The sequence below is a fragment of the Mycolicibacterium arabiense genome (assembly GCF_010731815.2).
In the GTDB taxonomy this organism is placed as follows: Bacteria; Actinomycetota; Actinomycetes; order Mycobacteriales; family Mycobacteriaceae; genus Mycobacterium; species Mycobacterium arabiense.
In genome coordinates this window covers 4,944,374-4,959,762 of the sequence record NZ_AP022593.1, presented here as the reverse complement: position 1 = coordinate 4,959,762, position 15,389 = coordinate 4,944,374, and the positions used below count along the sequence as shown (strand labels likewise).

General features: G+C 68.2%; 17 protein-coding genes and 1 tRNA gene. 11 read left to right on the top strand and 7 right to left on the bottom strand.

The features are described 5' to 3' along the window. Positions 1-78 precede the first annotated feature (78 nt). Both G6N61_RS25550 and G6N61_RS25545 read left to right on the top strand, forming a co-directional pair. A complete protein-coding gene (locus G6N61_RS25550; protein WP_163922895.1) occupies positions 79-1,443 on the top strand; it encodes a WS/DGAT/MGAT family O-acyltransferase in 1,365 nt (454 codons plus the stop codon). A gap of 74 nt (positions 1,444-1,517) precedes the next feature. Then, on the top strand, positions 1,518-1,718 hold the full coding sequence (locus tag G6N61_RS25545; protein WP_163922893.1) for a hypothetical protein: 201 nt from the start codon (positions 1,518-1,520) through the stop codon (positions 1,716-1,718). 22 nt (positions 1,719-1,740) lie between these two features. Here the strand turns inward: G6N61_RS25545 and G6N61_RS25540 are convergent, their stop codons facing one another. Beyond that, positions 1,741-2,979: a KasA/KasB family beta-ketoacyl-ACP synthase gene (locus tag G6N61_RS25540; RefSeq protein WP_163922889.1), complete on the bottom strand. Its 1,239-nt coding sequence runs from the start codon at positions 2,977-2,979 to the stop codon at positions 1,741-1,743. A 462-nt stretch (positions 2,980-3,441) separates the two neighbouring features. Between G6N61_RS25540 and G6N61_RS25535 the strand changes: the two genes are divergently transcribed. Together G6N61_RS25535 and G6N61_RS25530 are read left to right on the top strand one after the other, a co-directional pair. Next, the gene (locus G6N61_RS25535) at positions 3,442-3,585 is read left to right on the top strand and encodes a hypothetical protein (RefSeq protein ID WP_163922887.1); all 144 of its coding nucleotides are present in this window, start codon (positions 3,442-3,444) and stop codon (positions 3,583-3,585) included. A gap of 25 nt (positions 3,586-3,610) precedes the next feature. Beyond that, complete coding sequence (locus G6N61_RS25530; RefSeq protein WP_163922885.1) at positions 3,611-4,114, top strand: DUF309 domain-containing protein; 504 nt, start codon at positions 3,611-3,613, stop codon at positions 4,112-4,114. Positions 4,115-4,117: 3 nt separating this feature from the next. On the opposite strand, the gene G6N61_RS25525 is transcribed toward G6N61_RS25530, so the two are convergent. Then, the gene (locus G6N61_RS25525; protein WP_163922882.1) at positions 4,118-4,435 is read right to left on the bottom strand and encodes a hypothetical protein; all 318 of its coding nucleotides are present in this window, start codon (positions 4,433-4,435) and stop codon (positions 4,118-4,120) included. Between the two features lie 232 nt (positions 4,436-4,667). Here G6N61_RS25525 and G6N61_RS25520 point away from each other — a divergent pair, with 232 nt between their 5' ends. The 4 genes from G6N61_RS25520 (at position 4,668) to G6N61_RS25505 (ending at position 8,882) form a co-directional block, all read left to right on the top strand. After that, positions 4,668-5,171 carry a MarR family winged helix-turn-helix transcriptional regulator gene (locus G6N61_RS25520; RefSeq protein ID WP_163922879.1) on the top strand — a complete coding sequence of 168 codons (504 nt, stop codon included), beginning with the start codon at positions 4,668-4,670 and terminating at the stop codon, positions 5,169-5,171. 275 nt (positions 5,172-5,446) lie between these two features. After that, positions 5,447-6,292, top strand: coding sequence for a SigB/SigF/SigG family RNA polymerase sigma factor (locus tag G6N61_RS25515; RefSeq protein WP_163922876.1), 846 nt, complete (start codon positions 5,447-5,449; stop codon positions 6,290-6,292). A gap of 409 nt (positions 6,293-6,701) precedes the next feature. Further along, the gene (locus tag G6N61_RS25510) at positions 6,702-7,301 is read left to right on the top strand and encodes a cadmium resistance transporter (RefSeq protein WP_235887303.1); all 600 of its coding nucleotides are present in this window, start codon (positions 6,702-6,704) and stop codon (positions 7,299-7,301) included. 48 nt (positions 7,302-7,349) lie between these two features. Then, positions 7,350-8,882, top strand: coding sequence for a fused MFS/spermidine synthase (locus G6N61_RS25505; protein ID WP_235887302.1), 1,533 nt, complete (start codon positions 7,350-7,352; stop codon positions 8,880-8,882). Here G6N61_RS25505 and G6N61_RS25500 read toward each other — a convergent pair. Continuing rightward, a complete protein-coding gene (locus G6N61_RS25500) occupies positions 8,830-9,759 on the bottom strand; it encodes a LysR family transcriptional regulator (RefSeq protein WP_163922873.1) in 930 nt (309 codons plus the stop codon). The two genes, G6N61_RS25505 and G6N61_RS25500, sit on opposite strands and share 53 nt — an antisense overlap. 153 nt (positions 9,760-9,912) lie before the next feature. Here G6N61_RS25500 and G6N61_RS25495 point away from each other — a divergent pair, with 153 nt between their 5' ends. Both G6N61_RS25495 and G6N61_RS25490 read left to right on the top strand, forming a co-directional pair. Then, complete coding sequence (locus G6N61_RS25495) at positions 9,913-10,683, top strand: SDR family oxidoreductase (RefSeq protein WP_163922871.1); 771 nt, start codon at positions 9,913-9,915, stop codon at positions 10,681-10,683. Between the two features lie 28 nt (positions 10,684-10,711). Beyond that, positions 10,712-11,449: an SDR family oxidoreductase gene (locus tag G6N61_RS25490; protein ID WP_163922868.1), complete on the top strand. Its 738-nt coding sequence runs from the start codon at positions 10,712-10,714 to the stop codon at positions 11,447-11,449. 1 nt (position 11,450) lies between these two features. Here the strand turns inward: G6N61_RS25490 and G6N61_RS25485 are convergent, their stop codons facing one another. Further along, complete coding sequence (locus G6N61_RS25485) at positions 11,451-11,831, bottom strand: STAS domain-containing protein (RefSeq protein WP_235887681.1); 381 nt, start codon at positions 11,829-11,831, stop codon at positions 11,451-11,453. 189 nt (positions 11,832-12,020) lie between these two features. Here G6N61_RS25485 and G6N61_RS25480 point away from each other — a divergent pair, with 189 nt between their 5' ends. Then, positions 12,021-12,434 carry an ATP-binding protein gene (locus tag G6N61_RS25480; protein ID WP_163922862.1) on the top strand — a complete coding sequence of 138 codons (414 nt, stop codon included), beginning with the start codon at positions 12,021-12,023 and terminating at the stop codon, positions 12,432-12,434. A gap of 6 nt (positions 12,435-12,440) precedes the next feature. Here the strand turns inward: G6N61_RS25480 and G6N61_RS25475 are convergent, their stop codons facing one another. From G6N61_RS25475 to sepX, 3 genes are all read right to left on the bottom strand, one after another. Continuing rightward, positions 12,441-13,670 (bottom strand): cytochrome P450, encoded by a 1,230-nt coding sequence (locus G6N61_RS25475; RefSeq protein WP_235887301.1) that lies wholly within the window; start codon positions 13,668-13,670, stop codon positions 12,441-12,443. A gap of 328 nt (positions 13,671-13,998) precedes the next feature. Further along, positions 13,999-14,071: transfer RNA gene (locus G6N61_RS25470), tRNA-Ala, on the bottom strand. A 50-nt stretch (positions 14,072-14,121) separates the two neighbouring features. After that, positions 14,122-15,315, bottom strand: a complete 1,194-nt coding sequence (gene sepX / locus G6N61_RS25465; RefSeq protein WP_163922856.1) for a divisome protein SepX/GlpR — start codon at positions 15,313-15,315, stop codon at positions 14,122-14,124. Between the last annotated feature and the right edge of the window lie 74 nt (positions 15,316-15,389).

Sequence of the window (15,389 nt, the reverse complement as noted above, 5' to 3'; positions counted from 1 at the left end):
TTACCGATGGGTAACTTTTACGCGATGCGTTTGTGGTGTCGAGGATGGAACACAGCCCGTGTGGGTAACGTCACGTCCATGAAGCTCATCTCGCCGACCGACTCGATGTTCCTCCTTGGCGAATCACGCGAGCACCCGATGCACGTCGCCGGCCTGCAACTGTTCGAGCCGCCCGCCGACGCCGGACCGGACTTCGTACGCGAGCTGCACTCGGTGATGGCCGAGACGGGTGACTTCCAGCCCACGTTCCGCAAGCACCCGGGCACCCTGCTCGGCGGCATATCGAACCTGACGTGGGCCGTCGACGACGACATCGACGTCGACTACCACCTACGGCGTTCGGCACTCCCCCGCCCCGGCCGGGTGCGCGAACTCCTCGAGCTGACGTCGCGCCTGCACGGCTCTCTGCTGGATCGTCACCGCCCGCTGTGGGAGACGCACCTGATCGAGGGTCTCGCCGACGGCCGCTTCGCCATCTACGTGAAGTTCCACCACGCGCTCATCGACGGGGTGTCGGCTCAGCGTCTACTGATGCGCGCGCTGACCCCCGATCCCGACGATCGCGAGACCCGCATCGCCTGGACGCTCGGCTCGAAGCGGCGCAGCGCCGAGGACGCGCCCTCGCGGTCGGCGCTCCAGCAACTGACCGGCGCCGCGGGATCGGCACTCTCCCTCGCGCCGACCACGCTGTCGCTGGCACGGGCCGCGCTGCTCGAGCAGCAGCTGACGCTGCCCTTCCGCGCGCCGAAGACGATGTTCAACGTGCCGATCGGCGGTGCGCGTCGGGTCGCCGCGCAGTCGTGGCCGCTGGCCCGGCTGCGCAACGTGAAGACCGCGGCGGGGACCACCGTCAACGACGTCGTGCTCGCGATGTGCGCAGGTGCGCTGCGGGCGTACCTGACCGAACAGGACGCGCTGCCCGACACTCCCCTGATCGCCATGGTCCCGGTCAGCCTGCGCGGCGAGGACGAGCAGGACGCGGGCGGCAACCTGACCGGCGCGATGCTGTGCAGCCTCGCCACCGACGTCGCCGATCCAGGGAAGCGACTGGAGATCATCAGCACCTCGACGCGCGAGAACAAGCAGGTGTTCAACGACCTGCCGCGCACCCAGGCCCTCGCACTCTCAGCCTTCGTCATGTCCGGGCTCGCACTGGGACTGCTGCCCGGCTTCGTCTCGTCGGCGCCGCCGCCGTTCAACATCGTGATCTCGAACGTGCCTGGCGCACGCCAACCCATGTACATGAACGGTGCCCGCCTCGACGGCAACTACCCGTTCTCGATCGCCCTGGACGGCCAAGCGCTCAACATCACGCTGACCAACAATGCCGACAACCTCGACTTCGGTCTCGTCGGCGCCAGGAGCAGCGTGCCGCACATGCAGCGCCTGCTCGGCCATCTCGAGGACTCGCTGACCGCGCTGGAGGAGGCGGTGGGAGCCTGACGGCTCCGACCGATTGGGTTCTGCGCCGCCGTGCTGCGATGCTGGTGCGTCGTGGCGGTTGACGGTGGTACCCGATGAGCCGCGGTCTGTACGACCGCTGCACCTGCGGCCACACCCATCCCGAGCATTCGCTGTTCGGCACGTGCCGGGCGTGCCTCGACTGCGGCGAGGTGTTCGACGAGGACGACGATCACGCCTATCGGCAGTGTGAGTGCCGTGCGTTCGACCCCGTCCCCGAGGACGACCCGGTCGTCTACGTCATTCGAGACAGCTGAGGTCGTCCAGAACCGCTGCGGCTCAGGCCTTTCCGAACGCGATCGATACGTTGTGGCCGCCGAAGCCGAAGCTGTTGGTGATCGCGTGGCGGAAGTCGCCGCGGCGGGCCTCACCCGTGACGACGTCGAGGTCCATCTCGTCGTCGAGGTGCGCGAGGTTGAGCGTCGGCGGCACGACGCCGTCGCGCAGGGCGAGGACGGTGAGCACCGACTCGATCGCACCCGCCGCCCCGAACGAGTGACCGAGAGCCGCCTTCGGCGCGTAGACGGCGGGATGGTGGCCGCCGAAGACCTTGTGCAGGGCGATGGCCTCGGTTTGGTCGCCGCGCACCGTGCCCGTGGCATGGGCGTTGACGTGGTCGACGTCGGTGGGCGACAGACCTGCGCGCTCGAGCGTGCGGTTGATCGCGTACGTCTCCTGCTCGGCGTCGGGGTCGGGCAGGAACGCGTCGTAGCCGTCGGAGGACACCGCGGCCCCGAGCACCCGCGCCAGCACCGTCGCTCCACGCGCCTTGGCGTGCGCCTCGGTCTCCATGATCAGCATCGCACCGCCCTCGCCGAGCACCATGCCCCTGCGGTCCCTGTCGAACGGGCGACAGGCCCCGGCCGGGTCGTCGTCACCGGGGGCCAGCACGCCGTCGATCTGGCCGTACGCCGCCAGCGGCACACCCTCGATGCGCAACTCGACCCCGCCGCAGATGATGATGTCGGCGTCGCCGAACACGATGCCGCGCCACGCCTCGGCGATGGCGGCAGCGCCGGACGCGTCGCCGGTGAGCGGCGCCGTGACACCGGCGCGAGCCTTCTGGTCCAGTCCGACCGCGGCGGCAGCACCGTTCGGCATGAACATCTGAACCGCGAGCGGTGACACCGCCTTCAGTCCCCGCTCCTGCATCTGGTGGTACGCCACGATGATGTCCTCGGTGCTGCCGAGGCCGGTACCGACCGTCACGCCTAGGCGCGCGGTGTCGACCTCGGGCGATCCGGCGTTCGCCCATGCCCTGCGGCTCAGAATCAGCGCCATCCGCTGCAGCCAGGACAGACGCCGCAGCTCGACGCGGCTCAGCTCGCTCTCGAAGTCCTCGAGCATCTGACCGCCGGCACGCGACGGCAGGTCGAGACCGTCGAGGTTCGGGGCAGACAGGTGACGGATTCCGCTGCGACCCTCGAGCAGCGCGGCCCAGGTGGACTCCGCGTCGGTAGTGAGAGCCGTGGTGGCCGCGACACCGGTGATGACGACGTCTGGGTACTGGCCCGACATGGTTCGCCTTTCTCGAGGCCGGCGGGGAACGTCACCCGCCGACACCACTGCAGTGTTCGAGGGGGCGCTCGTCGTACGGCGCAATGCCAACACAACTGCAACGTCAGTTCAACGGCACTGCCGCCGACGGCTACCCCCGAGGCCCCTCGCCAACCATTTCTCGACGGACGCGGGCGAAAGCCAAAATACAGGGTCGCCGCCGCACGCGGTGCAATCGATCGCCGTCGACGCTGGTGACGCCGGTCGTCGGACCCCGTCGGGACCGGTGCAGTAGCTTCGTCCGCGGGCGGCGGGCGGTGCGCGAGGCCCCGGGTTTACACGATCTGCGGCCACGGTCACGTGATCGCCTCCGCAAAGCGTTTGGCGCCCGACCTGCCGGGCAACCTCCCCTCGAACGTTCGACGGGCAGTGCGGCCCTCGACTGCTGGATCGAACCGCTCACGGAGCGAAGAAGGACGTGCCATGCCAGGCGGCCAGGGAATCTACGACAACACCGACGAACCCGACGAGGGTGAGAGCGGCACCCCCACGACGGGCGAGGACGTCGACACCGACGCCGACACTCCGGACGTGAACATCCCCGAAGGCGCCGAACCGACTGACTGACAGTCGGTAGGGGCAGAATCGGTCGATGGCCGCGAACACCTCCGACACCACGCGCGACGACCGCGCGCGGGATCGCGACGAGACGGGCCGGGCGCGCAATGCCCGTCCGCGCGACGCGCTGGGCCGGCCGCTTCCCCGGGGTGCCGCCGGGGTGCCGCGCGTTCCCGACGACGCCACGTTCACGCCCGACGAAGCGCTGCGGCAAGCGCAGGACCTCATCGACGACGGCGGCTTCTTCCACGCTCACGAGGTGTTCGAGGCGGTGTGGAAGACCTGCCCACCCAACGAGCGGTGGCTCTGGCGGGGTCTGGCCCAGGTGGCGGTCGGCGTCACCCACGTACAACGCGGCAATCACAGTGGTGCTCGCGCCCTGCTCCAGCGCGGCCGGGACGCGCTGGACCGCCCGCATGCCCCGCACGACGTCGACGTGACCGGCGTCGTCGCATTCGCGGATCGGCTGCTCGAGGATGTCGGCGCCGGCCACCTCGTCGACACGGCCGTCCTGAATTTCACGCTGCGCGCCAACTGATCCTCAGCCGTTGGCACCCATCGCGGGGATGCCGAGGGCCAGCAACGCGAGTGTGGCGAGGAACCACCCGGCGCCCTGCCAGATCGGCCAGGTGCGGTTGCGCTGCCAGTCGCGGTAGGTCTTGGCGAATGCTCCGAGTGCGCCGAGGAAGAGCACTGCCGGCGCCGACACCGCCCACCACACGTTGTTCCTGTCGACCACCGCGTAGATCGCGAAGGCCGCTGCGGCCAGTGCCACGATCACCACGGCGTACACCGTCGCCGCGCGCTGCGCACGTGGGTCGTGCCAACGCTTCTCGACGTCGTTCGTGCCGAGGGACATGGTTGCCGATCCTTTCCGCGAGGGCGCTGCACTGAGAGCTTCCCCCGCCCGCCTTCGCGAAACGTGACTCGGCAGTCGCTAGGCCCGCCTTCGTCCGCTCAGCGTCGCGGTCGGCCAATGAACGCACGACTGAAGACGAGCGCGTGAGGTGCCAGCGAACGGGTACGCGCGCCGCGGTGGACACCCCTACGACCGCAACCACCGCACGGTTCGCGGGCGAGGCGTGCCAACGATGAACCGGCCCCCGCAACCAGAGGACGTCCGTGCCGCGATGATTCGCGAGATCGTCCGCAGCCTGCGCGCCCTGCTGACCGAGTCCGACCGCATCGCCCACGGCTTTGCCATGGAGCATCGACTGTCGCCCAGCGACTTTCGCGCTCTCCTGCACGTCGTGGCCTCCGAAACCGAAGGCGCGCCGCTGGCGGCGAGCGACCTGCGCACCCGGCTCAACGTGTCCGCGGGTGCGATCACCTACATCATCGACCGGCTGGTGAAGGCTGGGCACGTCCGACGCGACGCCGACCCGTCGGATCGCCGCAAGGTCATACTTCGCTTCTCCCAGCAGGGTTTCGACCTGTGCCGGTCCTATTTCGAACCCATCCAGACGGGGTACGCACGTGCTCTCGCCGACGTCTCGGAGCACGACCTGGCTGCCACCGAGGCCGTGCTCGACGCGCTGCTCGTGGCGATGCGCTCACCGGGTCCCAATGCCGACCTGGCCCGGACGTTCGAGTAGTCCGCGCACATCCGGTCCGCCAAACGAACGAACCTCCCCACGGGGCAGCCACCGTTCCCTCGGCGTCGTAGCGTGATTACAAGGCATTTTTTGACCTTTCACCGTTTAGGCACAAGCGGGCCATTCAGCCGCCGGGTCGCAACCGCAGCCGTCGAGCGAGTGCACATCCGTGATTCGCCAGGCAGCCCGGACCGCTGAGGGCAACCCTGATTCGCACGGCGAAAGGGATACAGCTCTCACGCTGCCCCCCCCCCTTCGGGAAGGGAGTCCTCTCCATGACAAGCACTCTGACGACCGCGACCGTTCAGCTCGGCATCGACATCGCCGCTCCCGTCCCCCGGCCAGTCAAGCCCACGCGTTCCCGGGTGACCGATGAGTACCTCGACGTCGTCGACATGTTCCACGCACTGCACGACATGGCGGTGGGCGGCCACGAGTACCACCGTCAACGCGAACGCATCATCCGGCGCTGCATGCCGATGGCAGATCACGTGGCCCTGCACTTCGACAGGCGAGGCGAAGCGCTCGACGACCTAGTCCAAGTGGCCCGCGTGGGGCTGCTCAACGCCGTCGAACGCTTCGACCCCACGCGCGGTTCTTCGTTCGTCGCGTTCGCCATTCCCACGATGATGGGCGAGGTACGCAGGCACTTCCGCGATCACGCATGGACGATGCACGTACCGAGGCGGATTCGCGATCTGCACGTGCAGATCACCCGCGCCACCACCTCCCTGATGCAGGAGCTGGGTCATTCGCCGACGCCGAGCGAATTGGCCGACTACCTCGGCGCGGATCGGGAGCAGGTGGTGGAATGCCTGATCTCCGCCGACGCCTATCAGTTGCGGTCACTCGATGCCCCGATCGGCGGTGACGGGGTGCGGCCGCGCATGGTGGCCGACGTCGTCGGCGAGGTCGACGACCGCATCGACTACGTCACCGACAGGGAGGCGATCCGGCCGCTGTTGGCTGCACTGTGCGACCGAGACCGCGACGTCCTGCAGATGCGCTTCTTCGACTCGATGACGCAGAGCCAGATCGCCGAGAAGATCGGCACGTCGCAGATGCAGGTGTCCCGCATCCTCGCGCGGATCCTTGCCGACATGCGCAAGGCGCTGGAGTAGGCGCGGCTGCGACGGGTATGAGATTCGTGGCACCCAACGACCGAGAAGATTGTCGAGGACCACGAATGAATCACCTGTGCAGCGGAAGCGGACGGGAACTCGCAGGCGACCCTCCGCCGAACACCGCCACGAGCTGCCCCGTCTGCGGCCGGGGCGTCCGAGTCGACGGCCACGACACCGACCACGGGATGACATTCAGCGTCGCGGCGCACCAGCAAATCTTCCAGAGCAGCTAGCACTCGGCTCGCGTTCGTCGGGCCGCTCGACGGCGACCAGTCCCCGTCGGGTTAGTCTCCGTGTCGCCGGCGCGTCGCCGCCGGTTCCCCGATCTCCCGCACCGCCTTGCGAACGGACGACTCATCAACGACACCGCGATCACGATCGTGGGCGCGCCCACGGGCCGCCTCGCGTGACGGGACTGGGCACCGTCGGCCAGGCGGTGGCGATCTTCGTCGCCACGAACGTCGACGACGTCGTCATCCTCGCCCTGTTCTTCGGCCGTGCGGCCGGCCACCGGGCGGCGACGACGGCCGTCGTGGTCGGCCAATACCTCGGGTTCGTCGCGATACTCGCCGGGTCGGTGGTGGCGGCGCTGGGAGCCCGGCTGCTGCCGGAGTCGACGATCGCCTACCTGGGCCTGCTGCCGCTGCTGCTCGGCTTCTACGCCGCGTGGGAGGCCTGGCGTTCCCGGGGCGACGATGACGACGACGACGCGACGGGCCCCTCGCAACTGGGTGTGCTGACCATCGCCGCGGTCACCTTCGCCAACGGCGGCGACAACATCGGCGTCTACATCCCCGTGTTCGCCGTGGCCGGCGTCGCGGGGATGGTCACCTACGTCGTCGTGTTCCTGGTCGGGGTCGCGGCGTGCTGCGCGCTGGGCTGGTATCTCGCCACCCGCCCTTCGATCGCCCGGCTGATGGCGCGCTGGGGCGACGTCGTCCTACCGGTGGTGCTGATCGTGCTGGGAGTGGTGATCCTCGTCGAGGGCGGGGCGTTCGGGCTCTGACCTCACGTCCGCCGATGACCCGAGCGAACTGCTCGCTAGGGTGCGAACGTGACCGCAGCGCCGCCGCCGTCCGGCGAACCCCAGCCCTCCCCACCGGTTGCCGGCATGGGTGCCCGCGCTGCTGCGCTGCTCGTCTTCGGCTCGTCGGCTGCGGTGCTGGTCATCGAGATCACTGCCCTGCGACTGCTCGCGCCGTACCTCGGGCTGACGCTGGAGACCAGCACCCTGGTGATCGGCATCGCGCTCACCGCGATCGCGATCGGCTCGTGGGCGGGCGGGCACCTCGCCGACCGGTCGGATCCGCGCCGGCTCATCGCACCGTCGCTGGGCGTCTCTGGGGCCGTCGTCGCGATCACGCCCGCGGTGGTGCGTGCCACGGGCGAGTGGGCGCAGCCGATCCTGCTGCTGGTCACGTCGCTGACCATCCTCGTTCCGGGCGCCCTGCTGTCCGCGGTGACGCCCATGGTGACCAAGATGCGTCTGACGGCCCTCGCCCAGACCGGCACCGTGGTCGGGTCGCTGTCCGGAGTCGGCACCGTCGGCGCCATCACCGGCACCGTGCTCACCGGATTCGTGCTGATCTCGCGGGTTCCGGTGAGCGGCATCCTCGTCGGGCTCGGCGCCCTTCTGGTGGTCGGCAGTCTCGTCCTCGAGTGGCGAATGCGCACGTGGCGCAGGGCCAGCGCCGCGGCGGTCGCAGGCATCGTCGTGCTGGGCGGTCTCGCAGGCCTGGTGGCGCCGGGAGGGTGCGATGCCGAGACCAAGTATCACTGCGCCCGCGTGACCGCCGACCCCGAACGTGCCGGTGGACGCACCCTCGTGCTCGACGGAGTCCGGCACTCCTACGTCGACGTCGACGATCCCACCACCCTGACGTTCGCCTACGTACGCGCGATCGCGGCGGCCGTCGACAGCGCATTCCCTCCGGGTCAACCGCTGGCGGCCTACCACCTCGGCGGCGGAGGCATGACGTACGCCCGCTATCTCGCCGCCACCCGTCCAGGATCCGACAGCGTCGTCTCCGAGATCGACGGTGGCGTGGTCCGTGTGGACCGCGAGCGGCTGGGGCTGACCCAGGACAGCGGGATCGACGTACGGGTCGAAGACGGCCGGCTCGGTCTGCGCGAACTGCCTGCGCGCAGCCGCGACGTCGTGGTCGGCGATGCCTTCGGCGGCGTCAGCGTCCCGTGGCACCTCACCACCAGGGAGGCGATCGGCGACGTTCGGCGCGTACTGAAGGACGACGGCGTGTACGTCGCCAACCTCATCGACTACGGCGCACTGGCATTCCTGCGTGCTGAAACGGCCACTCTCGCAGAGACCTTCGACCACGTCGTCCTCGCCGGGGAACCCAGGGACGTCGGCGTCGACCAGTCGGCAGCGCCGAACGGCGGCAACTTCGTCGTCATCGCCTCGGACCGGCCGATCGACCCCCGGGCGCTACGAGATGCATTGCGGCAGCGCGGAACCCATTGGACCACGATCTCCGGCGCCGACCTCGCCGACTGGACCGGCGACGCCCAGGTGCTCACCGACGACCATGCTCCGGTCGATCAACTCGCGGAGCCGAACCGCCCGTGAGGTGCTCACGCGCGACGTTCACGAAGTCCGCGACCAGCGGGTTGGAGTCACCGACGCGCGTCGCCACCATGACCTTGCTGTTGGGGAATCGCTCGACCGGCACGGTGGCCAGATCGGTACGCAACGAGCTGCGCCGGTCGCCCACCGGCAGGACCGCGATCGCCTGACCGCTCGCGACGAGTTCCATTCTGTCCTCGAAACTCTCGTTGACCGGGCCCGCCGAGATGGGGCCGGGATCGCCGCCCCGGTACGAATCCGTCGGATAGAGGGCGCGAGCACCGCCATGCGGGCAGATGAACTGCTCGCCGGCGAAGTCGTCCGGCGACACCGATGCCCGCCCTGCCAGGTGGTGGTCGATCGGCACCACCAGCATCCGCGGCTCTTCGTAGAGCACGGTCGTGTCGGCGACGTCGGCGGGGAACGTCAGCGGGTCACGAGCGACCAGAGCGTCCACTCCCCCTTCGGCGAACACCCGACCGTCGTGACATTCCAGGTGGCGGGTGTCGATCTCTGCACCTGGGTGACGCCGGCGTAGTTCCCGTACGGCGGGAGTGATCACCAGGTCCTCGACGTATCCGATGATGACCTTGCCCGTCGGCCGGTAGGCCCGCGTCGCCAGCGTCGCCTGCCGAGCGGCCCGCAACAGCGCATGCGCCTCCGGTAGGAACGCCTTGCCCGCCTCGGTGGGCAGCGTGCCCTGCGGCGTGCGGTCCAGCAGACGTACGCCCAACCGGTGTTCGAGCCGCTGGATCTGGCGGCTCAGCGACGGCTGCGCCAGGTGCAGTTCGGCGGCCGCGCGGCCGAAGTTCCCGTGCTCGGCCACGACGGTGAAGTAACGCACCAGTCGCAGCTCGAGGTCCGTCCCGAGGTCGTTCACCCGCACACCCGCATGACCCTCCCAACCCGGTCGGTGGCCGGAGGTATTCCTCGCCATGCCGATTCGGCATGGCGGGATGCGAACCAGGTCTTGGACACCATCCACCCGCGGTCGAAGACTCGAGGGGACGAATGCGACGAGAGGATCGACGAAATGGGCAGGTACGACGGCAAGAACGTCGTCATCACCGGTGGCAGCAGCGGGCTCGGACTGGCGGCCGCCCGATACCTGGTGGACGAGGGCGCACGCGTCATGGTGACGGGGCGGACCAGCGAGACACTGGCGGACGCCGCTCACCGACTCGGCGACCGCGGTGTCGCGGTACGAAGCGATGCGAGTTCGCTCACCGACATCGACGCGCTGGCCGACCGGGCCGCCGCCGAGTTCGGCACCATCGACGCGCTGGTGGTGAACGCGGGCATCGGCAGCTTCGACGCCTTCGAGGACGTCACCGAACGGACCTTCGACGACGTGTTCGCGATCAACGCGAAGGGTCCGTTCTTCACCGTGCAGAAGCTGGCACCGCTGCTCGCTCCGGGCAGCGGCGTGGTGTTGACGACGTCGATCGCCAACCGAACGGGGTGGGACAGGCTCAGCGTCTACTCGGCCAGCAAGGCAGCGCTGCGGTCGATGGCGCGCACGCTGAGCCGGGAACTACTGCCGAGGGGGATCCGCGTCAACGCGATCAGCCCCGGCTCCATCGACACCGGAAAGCTGGAGAAGGAGGCGCCGGAGCGAGCCGAACTCCTCAAGGCCCAGTTCACCGCGAGCAGCCCGATGCAGCGGTTCGGCCATCCCGACGAGTTCGCCCCGGCGGTGGCCTTCCTGGCCTTCGAGGCCACGTTCGTCGCAGGCATCGAATTGGTCGTCGACGGCGGCGAGTCCCAACTATGCGGTCGTCTGGATCGGCGAACACGTCGATGACATTGCAGGACAACGGAAAGGCACACCCATGACCACCTTCGAAGGCAAACGAGTCGTCATCACGGGAGGAACCAGCGGCATCGGCCTCGCCACCGCGAAGGCACTGGTGGGTGGCGGCGCTCGCGTCCTCGTCACCGGCCGTTCCGCGGCGTCCCTCGATGCCGCGAGAGCCGAGCTGGGTCCGACGGCGATCGTCGAGCACAGTGACGCGGTCACCGGCATAGCCGCACTGGCCGATCGCGCGGCCACCGAGTTCGGCGGCGTCGACCTGCTGGTGCTCAACGCAGGCGGAACTCTGATCGCGACACTCGACGAGACCACCGAGTCGTCGTACGACGAACTGTTCGATCTGAACGCCAAGGCGCCCTTCTTCACACTGCAGCGGTTCCTGCCGCTCATGCCCCCTGGCAGCGCCGTCGTGCTGACGACGTCGGTGAGCCACGTCAAGGGCATCGCGTCGACGAGCGTGTACTCGGCGACCAAGGCGGCGCTGCGGTCGATGACGCGGACGTTCGCCCGCGAGCTGATCGGCCGGGGCATCCGCGTCAACGCCGTGTCCCCCGGCCCGATCGACACCGGCATCCTGGAGCGCAACATGCCTCGCGACGAGGCCCGGCAATTCCTCGGTCAGATGGCCGCCGACAACCCGATGCAGCGCGTGGGCGAGGCCGAGGAAGTGGCGAAGGCGATCATCTTCCTCGCGTTCGACGCCACCTACACCACCGGCACGGAACTGGCCGTCGACGGAGGTGCGTCTCAGTTGTGAATCAGGACGCTTCGGCCTCGAAGGCGGCGAGCGCTGCGTCCAGTGTCGGGAAGGTGGCGAACATTTCGTTCAACGCGGTCACCTCGATCAGTCTGCGCGTGGCCGGTGAGTCGGCGACGACGGCGTAGAAGACCGCTGGGTCGAGTTCCTGTGCAGCGAGTACCAGCACGCGCAGACCTGCCGAGCCCATGAACGTCACGCCCGTCAGATCGATGATCAGTGCACGTCCAGGGGACGCAACGGCGGCCGTGACGGCCTCTTCGACTAGCGGTGCCGTGGCCAGGTCGACGTCGCCCTCCACGAACAGCGCGGTGACGTCGCGATCGCGACGTTCCTCGCGTGTGACGACCGGATTCGGGGGCATCGTCGACCGACCCTTCATTCTCACGACGCAAACGTCACGCGCAAGCGGACATACAGTTCGAAGGACTCCGGTCTGAACCCAAGTCGACTCTAGCCGATGTTTGAGTCGCCCCTCCGACGTGAAAGTAACTCCCCAAGGGGACGACCACACCGCGGGAGCTTGGATGACGACTGACGTAGCTCGCGTTCGGCGTCCGCCGGTACGGCGATGACTCCATCCCGGCTACATCTCGTCGTTCCGGCGCGCGCGGAGTCGCTGTCGGCCGTACGCGAACAGGTAGCGGATTGGTTGTCGTCGCTCGGGACGCCCGACGAGCGGATCGGCGACATCATCCTCGTGGTCAACGAGGCATGCAGCAACAGCATCGAGCACGCCTACGTGGGCGCAGCGGCGGGCGCCGTCCGCGTATCGGCCGACGTCGACTCGCAGTCCATCTGCATCACCGTCGAGGACTTCGGCCGATGGAAGACGGACACGTCGAAGACCGACGTCTCGCGTGGCCGTGGTCTTGCCCTGATGCGTGCGATGAGTTCTCACGTCGGCCTCTACACCAACACGAACGGCACGCGAGTGTCGCTGACGTTTCGCGCACCGGCAGACGGCGGCGATCCCCCACGCTGACGGCGCTCACGCGGTCGTGCACGCCATGGACTTGACGCCGTTGACGAAGGTGGACCGCAGCAGATCCGGTGGTGCCGTCGCGTGCAGATCCGGGAACGCTGCGAGCAGCTTGCCGAGCACCACCCGCATCTCCATGCGGGCCAGATTCGCACCGAGGCAGTAGTGCGGACCGCCTGCACCAAATGCGTGGTGATCGCGGGCGTTCGCACGGTGGATGTCGAACCGATCCGGCTCGGCGAATACCGCCGGATCGTGGTTCGCAGCCAGGTACCAGACCACCAGCTTGTCTCCGGCCCTCACCTCGTGCGGACCCAGCATGGTGTCAGTCGTCGCGGTGCGTCGCATGTGAAGCACGGGAGAAGACCAGCGCAGGACCTCCTCGATGGCATTGGCCTGCAAGTCCTCGAAACGCGAAGCGAGAGCCCGCTTCTGGTCGGGATGTTCGCTCAGGAGATGCATGGCCCACGCAAGGCCGGTCCTCGTCGTGTCGTTGCCCGCGGCGGCAAGCAGGATCACGAAGGACCCGAACTCCTGCGGCGAGAGCCTCTTGCCGTCCACCTCGCTGTGCATCAGCGTCGACGTGATGTCGTCGCCCGGGGATCGACGGCGCTGCTCGCCCAATGTCATCGTGTAGTCGAAGAATTCGACCACGGCGTTCAGGCTCGTGGTGGCGTCACTCACGTCGCCGTCGTTCACGCCGAGGATGAGGTCGATGAGTTCCCGCAGGCGCGGGCGATCCGACTGCGGGATGTCCAGCAGGTCCGAGATGACCTGAAAAGGCAGGTGCGCCCCCACGGTCTCGACGAAGTCGAAGTGCCGCTCGTCGCGCAACCGATCGACGATCTGGGTGGCGAGATCGTCCACGTAGTCGGTCATTCGACGAATCGCGCGCGGCGAGAAGGCGACCTGTACGAGCCGCCGATACTGCTGATGTTTGGGGGCGTCCATCGCGATGATCGATCCGAGCATCTGAAGCACGTCGGCGGGCATGTCGTCCATCGAGAAGCCCTGCGTGCTGGTGAACGTCTCCGGAGCCCGGGTCACCGCCCTCACGGAGTGGTACGAGGTCACCGACCAGAAGCCGGTCCCATCGTCGGGTTCGACGAACTCGACACCGCCGCTGCGGTCCCGGCGAGCGTGGAATGCGCTCAGGCGAGCAGCGATGCCTTGGTCCCAGAACGGGCTCGGGTTCGCCGAGTTGGGAATGACGTCGATCGACTTCAGGACTTCCTCCAAGGCCGGGGATGGACATGCGGCAGGACGTGGCTTCGCGTGAACCGTTCTGCCAGCACCATACTTTTTAGTATGGTACATCGGCCTAGTGCGTCACGATGGACCTGCCGCTGCGCGCCGATGGGCACTGGCTGAAGACTTCGAGCACTTCGCCACTGAGATGGTTGGGCTGAGCACTTCGGATCCCCTTGCCGCACACTGGCTGACCCGAACTCCTCTGGCGCTGTGGTACAGCTTCTTCACGACACTGCAGTCACCGCCACCTCGGCCACACGGCGGCCGGACCGAAGGCAAAAGGACCAGGCCAACCTTCTGACCTGGTCCTATTCTGTGGAGCTAGGGAGAATCGAACTCCCGACCTACTCGATGCGAACGAGTCGCGCTACCAACTGCGCCATAGCCCCTAGTGCCGGTACAGGTTATCAGTCACCCTGCCCGGCGAGAAAACCACCGGCTACTGGCCCGCCGCTCGGGGCAGGTCGTAGTCACGCTCGAGCCGGGTGTACTCGAGATGCTCGAAGATCGGATCCTCGTCGTCGATCTCCAGGACCACTGATCCTGGGCGACGCAGTCGTGAAGGGACGACGTCGAACTCCTGGTCGTCGGTGTTCTCCACCCCCAACCTCGACCGAGCCATGCGCTGCGCCCTACGGCGTCGCAACTGCTCTTCGATCCGGGTCTGCCGTCGCAGATAGGCGAGGTAGAGAACGGTGACGACGCCGATGGTGCCGCACAGCCACCACAGGCTCGGAGTCACCACATAGGACGCCACGGCCGATGCGAGCAGCAGTACCGACATCGCCATCAGCATGCGCTTGCGGAACGCGAACTTGCGCTCGCGGACGGCCACGGACGTCTTCGTCTCGTAGCGGTTGGTGCGGGCTCGCGACATGGAGTCGGCCAGCTTCGGCTCACCGTCGGACTCGGCTTCCAGGCCCGACGAGTCGTCGACGTACTCGTAGTCGTGGTCGGTGCCGTCGTCGATCGCCTCGAGTCCGTCGGTGTCCTCATCGGTCTCGAAGGCGGCGTCGCTTATGGAGGCGGCGTCGGTTTCGACCACGGCGGCGGGTTCGGCCGCCGCACGGACGTCGGGCTCGACGGCCTCGAACTCACCGGTGTCGTCGGAGAACTCGGCGTCGGCGCGGGTGCGGATGGCGGCGGTGGGAGGCCCAGCCTCGGCCGCGACGTACTCGGGTTCGGCCGGGACGTCCTCGTCGGACTCGGCGTGGAAGTCGAGCGGCAGCTGGGGCTCGTCGGCCTCCGGTTGGGCCGTGGCTCCCACCGGCAGTGCGCCGGAATCCATCTCGACGACGTCGACGTCGAGGTAGTCGGGTTCGGTCGACACCGCGCTCGCGGCCAGCACGACGGCCTTGCGGGGTGCGGTCTCGGCGTCGTCCCCGTCGTAACCGTCGTCGTACTCGTCGAGGTCTTCGTGGGTGGGGCGCCAGTCGGGGTCGCTGAAGTGTCCGGCGGCCGGCCCGCGCTTGCGCAGTCGCGCGCCGCGACCGGTGTTGAGCACCCGGGTGGCCAGCGCGACGTCGCTCGTCCGGCGCACGGTGTCCCGCTTGCTGATGAGCATCGGGACGAGGACGAACAGCCAGAGCACGACGAGGGAGATCCACAGGAGGGATTGGGGGATGCTTGGCATTGCGCCGGCTCCTTTCCCCTTCAGGCTAGGTCTGACGACCAGCGCATCGAGGGGGGACGCGCCGAGGACAATTA

Coding starts and splice junctions, on each gene's coding strand:
- G6N61_RS25545 (WP_163922893.1), top strand. CDS start 1,518: ATGAGCCGCGGTCTGTACGACCGCTGCACCTGCGGCCACACCCATCCC.
- G6N61_RS25515 (WP_163922876.1), top strand. CDS start 5,447: ATGACAAGCACTCTGACGACCGCGACCGTTCAGCTCGGCATCGACATC.
- G6N61_RS25480 (WP_163922862.1), top strand. CDS start 12,021: ATGACTCCATCCCGGCTACATCTCGTCGTTCCGGCGCGCGCGGAGTCG.
- G6N61_RS25535 (WP_163922887.1), top strand. CDS start 3,442: ATGCCAGGCGGCCAGGGAATCTACGACAACACCGACGAACCCGACGAG.
- G6N61_RS25495 (WP_163922871.1), top strand. CDS start 9,913: ATGGGCAGGTACGACGGCAAGAACGTCGTCATCACCGGTGGCAGCAGC.
- G6N61_RS25490 (WP_163922868.1), top strand. CDS start 10,712: ATGACCACCTTCGAAGGCAAACGAGTCGTCATCACGGGAGGAACCAGC.
- G6N61_RS25550 (WP_163922895.1), top strand. CDS start 79: ATGAAGCTCATCTCGCCGACCGACTCGATGTTCCTCCTTGGCGAATCA.
- G6N61_RS25540 (WP_163922889.1), bottom strand. CDS start 2,979: ATGTCGGGCCAGTACCCAGACGTCGTCATCACCGGTGTCGCGGCCACC.
- sepX (WP_163922856.1), bottom strand. CDS start 15,315: ATGCCAAGCATCCCCCAATCCCTCCTGTGGATCTCCCTCGTCGTGCTC.
- G6N61_RS25520 (WP_163922879.1), top strand. CDS start 4,668: ATGAACCGGCCCCCGCAACCAGAGGACGTCCGTGCCGCGATGATTCGC.
- G6N61_RS25525 (WP_163922882.1), bottom strand. CDS start 4,435: ATGTCCCTCGGCACGAACGACGTCGAGAAGCGTTGGCACGACCCACGT.
- G6N61_RS25530 (WP_163922885.1), top strand. CDS start 3,611: ATGGCCGCGAACACCTCCGACACCACGCGCGACGACCGCGCGCGGGAT.
- G6N61_RS25485 (WP_235887681.1), bottom strand. CDS start 11,831: ATGAAGGGTCGGTCGACGATGCCCCCGAATCCGGTCGTCACACGCGAG.